The following is a 458-nucleotide window of genomic DNA, read 5'->3' on the forward strand; positions in this document are numbered from 1 at the left end:
AGAAATACGGTGACTTAGAATTGTTATTGCCAGAGGGATCACAATTAGTATTAAGTACAGCTCCAACAGTAAGAAGATTAAAAAGTAAACTAAAAGATTTTAGTGANGATGATTATCTTTTACTGATGGGNGATCCATCAGCCATTGGTATTGCATGTGCGGTGGCTTCCTCAAANAANNGAGGTAGATTTAAATGCTTGAAATGGGATAAGAGAGAGTATAAATACTATCCTGTAGAAGTTAATCTTTACGAGAAAGGAGAGATAGATGAATAGTTTACTCGAAGAGATGGAGTCAGATATTACGAGAACACCTAGTATAGGTGATAACTCATTAAAAGAAATGTCTGACCTATGTGCTGAACAAGCGGCCATAGAAGAAGAAATAAAACAATTAGAAGAGCAACTTAAAGAGAGGTCTAAAGCGGCTCGTAAATTGTCACAAGAAATAATTCCTGC

2 protein-coding genes are annotated in these 458 nt (G+C 35.8%); both read left to right on the forward strand.

Going from position 1 to position 458, the window contains the following annotated elements; genetic code table 11:
• Positions 1-26: 26 nt before the first annotated feature.
• Positions 27-275: a hypothetical protein gene (locus A3712_RS28910; RefSeq protein WP_443083600.1), complete on the forward strand. Its 249-nt coding sequence runs from the start codon at positions 27-29 to the stop codon at positions 273-275.
• The coding region (locus A3712_RS16220; RefSeq protein ID WP_157618788.1) for a hypothetical protein at positions 268-458 on the forward strand (191 nt) is incomplete at its 3' end. The genes A3712_RS28910 and A3712_RS16220, both read left to right, overlap by 8 nt.

Origin of the sequence: Vibrio sp. HI00D65 (genome assembly GCF_001635455.1) — a bacterium.
In the GTDB taxonomy this organism is placed as follows: Bacteria; Pseudomonadota; Gammaproteobacteria; order Enterobacterales; family Vibrionaceae; genus Vibrio.